Annotated in this window: 5 protein-coding genes and 1 pseudogene; 2 read left to right on the top strand and 4 right to left on the bottom strand. The window is 42.7% G+C overall.

The features are described 5' to 3' along the window. The first annotated feature begins 799 nt into the window (after nucleotides 1–799). Together HMPREF9420_RS14430 and HMPREF9420_RS10820 are read left to right on the top strand one after the other, a co-directional pair. Nucleotides 800–1,123, top strand: coding sequence for a hypothetical protein (locus tag HMPREF9420_RS14430; protein ID WP_211207525.1), 324 nt, complete (start codon nucleotides 800–802; stop codon nucleotides 1,121–1,123). A gap of 151 nt (nucleotides 1,124–1,274) precedes the next feature. After that, the gene (locus tag HMPREF9420_RS10820; protein ID WP_007135730.1) at nucleotides 1,275–2,942 is read left to right on the top strand and encodes a formate--tetrahydrofolate ligase; all 1,668 of its coding nucleotides are present in this window, start codon (nucleotides 1,275–1,277) and stop codon (nucleotides 2,940–2,942) included. A gap of 159 nt (nucleotides 2,943–3,101) precedes the next feature. Here HMPREF9420_RS10820 and serB read toward each other — a convergent pair whose 3' ends face one another. The 4 genes and pseudogenes from serB to HMPREF9420_RS10800 all read right to left on the bottom strand — a co-directional run bounded on the left by serB (nucleotide 3,102) and on the right by HMPREF9420_RS10800 (nucleotide 8,054). Beyond that, nucleotides 3,102–4,346 carry a phosphoserine phosphatase SerB gene (gene serB / locus HMPREF9420_RS10815; protein WP_044078933.1) on the bottom strand — a complete coding sequence of 415 codons (1,245 nt, stop codon included), beginning with the start codon at nucleotides 4,344–4,346 and terminating at the stop codon, nucleotides 3,102–3,104. A 22-nt stretch (nucleotides 4,347–4,368) separates the two neighbouring features. After that, nucleotides 4,369–5,469 (bottom strand): tRNA 2-thiouridine(34) synthase MnmA, encoded by a 1,101-nt coding sequence (mnmA, locus tag HMPREF9420_RS10810; protein WP_007135728.1) that lies wholly within the window; start codon nucleotides 5,467–5,469, stop codon nucleotides 4,369–4,371. Between the two features lie 11 nt (nucleotides 5,470–5,480). After that, nucleotides 5,481–6,386: a YitT family protein gene (locus tag HMPREF9420_RS10805; RefSeq protein WP_007135727.1), complete on the bottom strand. Its 906-nt coding sequence runs from the start codon at nucleotides 6,384–6,386 to the stop codon at nucleotides 5,481–5,483. Between the two features lie 84 nt (nucleotides 6,387–6,470). Then, nucleotides 6,471–8,054, bottom strand: a pseudogene (locus tag HMPREF9420_RS10800) (L-lactate permease). Between the last annotated feature and the right edge of the window lie 280 nt (nucleotides 8,055–8,334).

Raw genomic sequence — 8,334 nt, 5'->3', positions numbered from 1 at the left:
TTTATTTAATTAATCATCTCCAGTTGTACTCTATTTAACTAAACTGTTAATGGTTTTATATTAAGTTTTAATAAAATAAAATGAATAAAACATTTATTTGCAAATACAAAAGTAATGATTTCCTATATAACCACCAAATATTTATAATAAAAAATCATTTTTAATCAACTTTTGGATATAAACATCTCATTTTTTAGCCATATTAATTACATATTGTTACATACATTAAACTCTAATGCAAATCGAACTACGTTGCATAAGATATTGAATAATTAACAAATAAAATAGGCGAAACAACCTATTTCCGTCAAAACGAGGACACAAGACGAAACACTCTGTAAACCAATCCGTTTCATTCAATTCAACAGAAAGCATTTAGCGACAAAACAAAATGCGTCAAACCACCGCGCAATCTGCCTCATTTCATCGCATGAAATACGTCTAATTGCAAGACCATTTGCATCAAATCATTTTGTTATTCGCTATGGATGAAAAGAATACGGGGATGAGCATGAATCACCATAATTGAATAATTGTTCGCAAAAATAAGTTTTGTTAATCGACGATACCATGTTTATTATGATGATTTATCGATACATGTGTTTGGCAATATCAATGCCCTCATGGTGCAACGCTGTAGGTGTTGTTCTTTTGATAGCCCAGGGTAGGCTCGTTCCTCGCCTACCCTGGGTAAGCATCCTCAAGGAGATTCAACGCCATCGGTGTTGAGCTTTTTTTGAGAAAGCATGGTTATGGCGATAGGATTAATGGCAAATTACGCTTAGAAAGCGTAACACCTATGGCGTTGTTCCACGTAAACCATACATTATCCCAGGGTAGCCTGCACTATCGTTTGCCAACCCTGGGCTATCGAAAATACAATGCTTATAGCGCTGAAATGGATATATCAAATGATTGTTCCATTTTCTTTGACCAGAATAAGAACCGAAATACAAAAGAAAAATCCATGATTTGTGAACAAAATATAATTCACAAATCATCTTATTCACAAGAATATTTGTATCTTTGCAACCTCATTATGGCTAATGAAAAAATAGCTATCGAAACACTATCGAACACTATCAATAGGCACTTTTACAGCAAATTTATCATCACTGCATGACATTCTGTTTGCTATTTTGCCAGAAATGTAGTCATGACGAGATTGAAAGTGTGACAAAGCTGCGGTCTTTTTATACCGCCTATAAAAAGGATTTGTCACATTCTACCCTATCATTGGCAGATTGAATTCATAAAGAACATACTGAATAAAAATGAAAACCGAACTCGAAATCGCCCGCGAATGCCAGCTTCAACCTATCGAAAAGATTGCTGACAAGATTGACATCCCTAACGAAGAACTTGAGAACTATGGCAAATATATAGCCAAAGTGTCTTATCATCTCATAGATAAAGACCGCGTAAACAAGAGCAATTTGATTCTTGTTACAGCAATAAGTCCAACGAAATCAGGTATTGGAAAGACCACTGTTAGCATCGGTTTGTCGATGGCAATAAATCGATTGGGGTATAAATCTGTGCTTGCTTTGCGCGAGCCTTCACTGGGTCCATGCTTCGGTATGAAAGGCGGTGCAACGGGAGGAGGCTATGCTCAGGTGCTACCTATGGACAAAATTAATCTTCATTTCACGGGAGATTTCCATGCAATCACCTCTGCTCACAACATGATTGCAGCCTTGCTTGATAATTATCTCTATCAACATCACGACGAAGGCTTTGCATTGAAGGAGGTGCTTTGGCGCAGAGTGCTTGATGTGAACGACCGAAACTTGAGAACTATCGCCACAGGATTGGGGCCCAAAACCAATGGTTTGTTAAGTGAAAGTGGCTTTGACATCACGCCAGCCAGTGAGATTATGGCCATACTTTGCCTTGCAACAGACGAAGAAGACCTTCGAAGACGCATCGATAATATCCTATTAGGCGTCACGCTTGACAACAAACCATTCTGTGTAAAAGACCTCGGTGTGGGCGGAGCCATAACAGTTTTGCTGCGCGATGCACTCAATCCGAACCTCGTTCAGACTATAGAAGGAACGCCAGCCTTTATTCATGGTGGTCCGTTTGCTAACATTGCACATGGTTGTAACAGTGTTTTAGCGACAAAAATGGCCATGACTTTTGGCGACTTTGTAGTCACAGAAGCAGGCTTTGGGGCTGATTTGGGAGCAGAAAAGTTTATAGATATCAAGTGTCGTAAAGCCGGAATACAACCCCGACTCACGATTATGGTGGCCACCATCATGGGCTTAAAGATGCACGGAGGCATGCAAGTGGGCGACCCAGAGAATGGATGTTGTGAACATATTCGTAAGGGATTGGAGAATCTTGACAAGCATATTGCAAACATGCAACACATGGGTCAATCGGTTATTGTGACGCTAAACCGCTTTGGAAGTGATACAGATGAAGAGATTGCTATCGTCAGTGAACACTGCAAAGAAAAAGGAATTGGCTTTGCATTGAACGAGGCTTACATGAAAGGTAGTGAGGGATGTATGGACTTAGCGCGTCTGGCTGTCGACGAAATCGCTGCAAATCCATCACGAGACATTACTTATTGCTATGCAGATACAGACACAATGCAAGATAAGATTACAGCAGTGGCTAAACAAATCTATGGTGCCAAGAAGGTAGTATTTAAGAAACAAGCGCTTAAAATGATTGAACGCATCTCGCAATGGCAGCTTGAACACTTCCCGATTTGTATTGCAAAAACGCAATATTCATTAAGCGATGACTCCAAACGATATGGAGTTCCCAAGGACTTTACATTGACAATAAGTGACCTTGTCATTAATACAGGCGCGGAAATGATTGTAGTTATCGCAGGAGATATTATGCGTATGCCTGGACTTCCACGTCATCCACAAGCTGAACGCATTGATATCCAAGATGGTTTATTAGTGGGATTGGAATAAAAAACTGGCAAAAGAAAGCATGGCAAACGCCGAACAAGCGGCTGATGCCATGTGCTTCATCTCGTAACAACAATAGACCTTGCAAGCGATTAGATAGCACTTGCAAGGTCTGTTGCTTAATATAATAAGGTGAAATGTTAGTGCTTGGGGTAAAAGCACTTAGAGTTTGCCCTGTTCTCCCAGATAACTGTCTTTGAAACCAAGGAAATAAAGCACGCCGTCGAGTCCTATATTATTGATTGATTGCTGTGCCGTGGCTTTCACACGAGGCTTTGCATGAAACGCAATTCCTAAGCCGGCTTCCGATATCATGGGTAAATCATTGGCGCCATCTCCTACAGCTATCGTCTGCGCGAGATTCACTTGTTCGACTTGAGCAATGAGTTTTAGCAGCTCAGCCTTACGCTTTCCGTCGACAATATCACCGATATAACGTCCTGTAAGCTTACCATTCTCGTCGATTTCAAGTTCATTTGCATAGACATAATCAATGCCATAACGGCGCCGAAGCTGCTCACCAAAGTAGGTAAAACCACCGCTTAGGATGGCTATTTTATATCCACATCGCTTCAAAACTGACATTAATCGGTCGGCACCTTCAGTGATAGGAAGGTGGTCTGCGATATCTTTCATCACGCTAACATCAAGCCCTTTGAGCAGTGAAACACGTTGAGTGAAACTCTCTTTGAAGTCAATTTCGCCTCTCATTGCACGCTCGGTAATGGCTTTTACCTTATCGCCCACCCCGGCACGCATAGCTAATTCGTCGATACATTCAGTCTGAATAAGCGTTGAGTCCATATCAAAACAGATCAAACGCCGCATGCGTCGGTACATATCATCACGCTGAAAAGAGAAGTCTATCTCTTGTTCTGAGGCCAAATGCATTAGCTTTGACTGCATGAGTGAACGATTTTTGGGATTTCCTCTCAATGAGAATTCGATGCAAGAACGCACATTTTTTTCAGGATGTTTTATGCTTATACGCCCTGTCATGCGTCGAATGAAGTCGATATTTAAGCCTTGATCTGCGATAATCTTTGTTGCTGCAGCTATCTGTTTGGCTGAAAGCGTGCGACCAATCACCGTTAGTATATATCTGTTTTTACCCTGATGATCAACCCACGACTCATATTCGTCATCGGAAATTGGCGAGAATCCTATGTTCACATTTAGCTCTTCAGCCTTAAAAAGCAATTCTTTCATCACCTGACCAGAATGTAACTCATCGATGCGAATAAGGATTCCAAGCGACAAAGTGCTATGAATGTCGGCCTGACCAATATCGAGTATGCGCGCATTATAACACGCAAGAATCTCCATTGCGGCTGCAGTTAGGCCTGGACGGTCCTGCCCTGTGATGCGAATAAGTATCTGTTCTTCGTTTGATTTCAGTTTATCCATTTCGTGAAATGTATTTACTGGTTTACAAAGTGATTTCTCCTGACCCATAACAACGATGGTGTTCAGCGTCATAAATCACGCAAAATTGACCGGGAGCAACACCATGTATCTTACTATCAGCATGGATAATATAAGATTGTTCGCCTGTTTTCTCAAGCTTAGCAGGTAGATATTCGGGCGTGTGTCGTATCTTAAAGGTGATTCGTTCGGGGAGATCGGGAAGAGCAACACCCTCAGAACAGAACGTTACGGCATGGAAATCATGAATCTTAAAGCTTTGTTTGTAAGCGGTTTCTGGGTCATATCCATGGCTAACATAAAGGATATTATGCTCCACATCCTTTTTAACCACGAACCAAGGACCGCCTCCAAACCCAAGTCCTTTGCGTTGACCTATGGTGTGAAACCAAAGTCCTTTGTGCTCGCCTATCTTCTTTCCAGTTTCCAATTCGATAACATCACCGACACATTCTCCAAGATATCGTCTCACATATTCATTGTAATCAATGTCTCCTAAGAAGCAAATGCCTTGACTATCTCGGCGCTTTGCATTAATAAGATGTTCGCGTTCAGCAATCTTTCTCACGTCATTTTTCTCAAAGTTTCCTATTGGAAAGATTGCCTTTTTCAGTTGCCAATCATAGATTTGTGCCAGGAAATCCGTCTGATCTTTAATGGGATCGGGACTCGTTATGAGCCATTTCCGCCCATCACTCCATTCAGTTTGGGCATAATGTCCGGTAGCAATGAGGTCGTAATTAAAGCCAATCTTCTCATCAAAAGCGCCAAACTTTATGAGACGATTACACATGACATCAGGGTTTGGAGTGAATCCCATCTTCACCTTATCCATTGTGTATCGTGTCACCTTTGACCAGTATTCTTTGTGACAATCAATGACTTTCAGCTGACAATCAAAGCGTTTTGTCAACGCCGTTGCCATCTCTAAGTCTTCTTCACTCGTACAATCCCACTCCTCTTTCTCCTCGGGTCCTATCATGATATAAAAGCAGTCGGGGTGCAAGCCATGGCTAACCATTTCATAAAGCACCACACTACTATCGACTCCTCCAGAGAGAAGAAGTGCTATGCGCTTGTCTTTTATCTCGTCATAATTTATCATTTGCCTGCAAATCAATCTTTATTCATTTTACTTAAATGCTTCTTTCCCACTTTCATTCGGTCGAAACCTAAACCATAAACGCCTGAAACAGCGCTCTGACTCACAAAGGCTTGGGGGTCGACATCATCGATAATACGGAATATATTGTAGCTTTCGTTCTGCTTAGCAATAATGAATAACATTCCCATCTTTTTGCCTGTATAGAATCCATGAGCATCAATCACCGTGCAACCACGATTGGCTTCATTGTTAATTAGACGCCCTATCTCTTCATATTTCTCTGAGATTACAAAGAATTGTACCGACCTTCTAAAGCCATTTATGACATGATCCACGGTGTAAGACATAACAAAGAGCACGATATATCCATAGATAACCTTCTCCCAACTGCCTATAACTAAGTAACTGGATGATATGACACAGAGGTCACAAATGAGTATAATGTGCCCCAAAGATATGTCTTTATACTTATGTATTATGGCTGCAATCACGTCGGAACCACCCGTGCTTCCATTACTTAAAAGGCTAAAACCCGTGCCCAAACCCAATAGTAATCCCCCTACTACACAGGCTAAAAACGGCTCGTTCTTAAACATGATATGCGAGCCAATTACACTCTGCCAAAGGGTTGTAAACACGGCGAAAATGCTCACGGCATAAATCGTTTTAATGCAGAATCTAAGTCCTAACACTTTCAAGGCTGCTGCCAACAAGACGACGTTTATAGCCAAATAGGTGTATTGAACGCGTATTCCTGTAGCCCAAAACACCACAGAAGATATACCTGGAAGACCTCCGATAGTTATCTTATGGGGTAAAAGAAAGACCATCCAACCAAGACTTCCCACAACCATTGCTAATGCAATGATGAGATAATCGTAGCAACCACGAACCAGTTTCTTATTCACTTGCTTCATAAAACAGTAGCTTTGTTTGACTGCAAAATTACAAAATAAAAGCTCAACTCCTGCAAATTGGACTTTAAAAGTGAGTTTAAGGGCTTACAATCCAAGGAAAACCATCAGTCCACCCAAGGCTATATACCCGATAGCATAAGGCAAAGCAGAACGCAATATCTCACCATCCTTGCCCTGCATATCGCAGGCTGCCGTGGCAATGGCTATGCTCTGAGGACTTATCATCTTGCCTCCTGTGGCACCAGTCGTATTGGCAGCCACAAGCCAATTGGTCTCCGTGCCCGGCACTCCGTAGAAAGTGGAGTACCCCGTCAAACCTAACTGCCCTGCAACATTGGCCTGCAATTTGGCAAAGAGAATATTCGAAGAAGTGTCAGAACCCGTGACAAACGTACCAACAGCACCGATAAGCGGAGCAAAGAAGGGATAGAAACCACCCGTAATCGCAACAAGTCCCGAAGCGATAGCACTGATCATACCGCTGTAGTTCATGACCGATGCCAACGAAATCAAGCAGATAATCGTGATGATAGTGTTCTTCAAATTGACTGTTGTTCGGGCTAATATCCGCATCATCCGACCGAAAGAGAGTCCTTGTATCAATCCACCTATCGTGGCTCCAAGGAACAACATGAGTCCCGCATTGCTTATCCAACCAAACTTAAACGTTGAACCGATGACGGGAATGGCAACTTTTGAAACGAGATGTGACTTCAGAAAATCGTTTACCGGTGGGCAGAGTGCACCCGAAACTAAAATGAGAAGCAAGATAAAGAGATAGACACTCCATGCCTTGAAGGTCTCACCCAACGAATAACGCGCAGTCGGCAAGCCCTCACGTCCCTTGCGGTCGAAGAGCTTTACATAGAGAAGTATGGCGAGAATAGCTGCCACAGAGCCGATGATTGCAGGCGTTTCAGAACCTAAGAAATGGGCACAAAGATACTGCACGACAACTGAAATGCCACCCACCCAGAGTGAAAGTATGATGTTTTTCACAATGGCTTTGCGATCGGTCAGCGTCAGAATGATAAACGGCAGCAGGATAAAAAGCGGTGCCAACTGAATGACGGCAAACGACGATGTTTCGCAAATGGCCTCAACAGGAGCTGCCCCTCCCAATGCTACCTCATTGCACAGGGTCGTCACCGGCACACCAACAGCACCGAAACCCGTGGCTACCGTGTTGCCGATTAAAGCCACAAGCGCCGAGAACATAGGCTTGAAACCCTGGCCAATCAATATGGCTGCAGGAATGGCTACAGCCGTTCCGAAACCTGCCATGCCCTCCAACAATCCGCCAAAGCCCCAGACAAGCATCAAGACAAGAATGCCCTTGTCGCTCGTGATAGCGGTGAATTGCCGCTTAATGACCTCTATCTGCCTACTTTCCACAAGGATATTATAGCTGTAGATAGCCATCAGAATGATGATGAGAATGGGGAAAACGGCTTTGAGCATGCCCTCAACAATGCTTCACCCCACTACTTCAAAGATGCCCGAAGCCTTGAAAGCGTCAGGCAACATGCCGAGTTGTGGGGCAGCCACAAGCGCCAGAATAATCGTGACGCACAGCGTGATGACGGCACTTTTATGGCCTGCCAGCTTCAGTCCGAGCATCAGAACGAACAGCAGGATAACAGGAATGACAGAAAGAATTGCAGACATAGATTTCTATTTTTACGTTTGGTATTACGCCATGTTCAAAGGTGATATGCTTCAAAGTTAGCTTTTTCTCTGCAAATTAGTCCTGCAACAGCGTTAAAGTTTGTTGCAAAGTCGGTATTTATCTGCAAGAGAAGATTGCAGACCAGCAGTTACAATGACGGGCTACAACCTCTGTATTGACTATCTGCTTGCCACAAATGCGCCTCAAAGAAGACCTCTGAAATCTCTCGATTTTGTAAACATTACCACATGGTTTTTAACACTTCGAGCGTTCATCAAA

The organism is Segatella salivae DSM 15606 (assembly GCF_000185845.1).
GTDB classification, from domain to species: Bacteria; Bacteroidota; Bacteroidia; order Bacteroidales; family Bacteroidaceae; genus Prevotella; species Prevotella salivae.
This window is presented reverse-complemented; position numbering and strand designations above follow the sequence as displayed.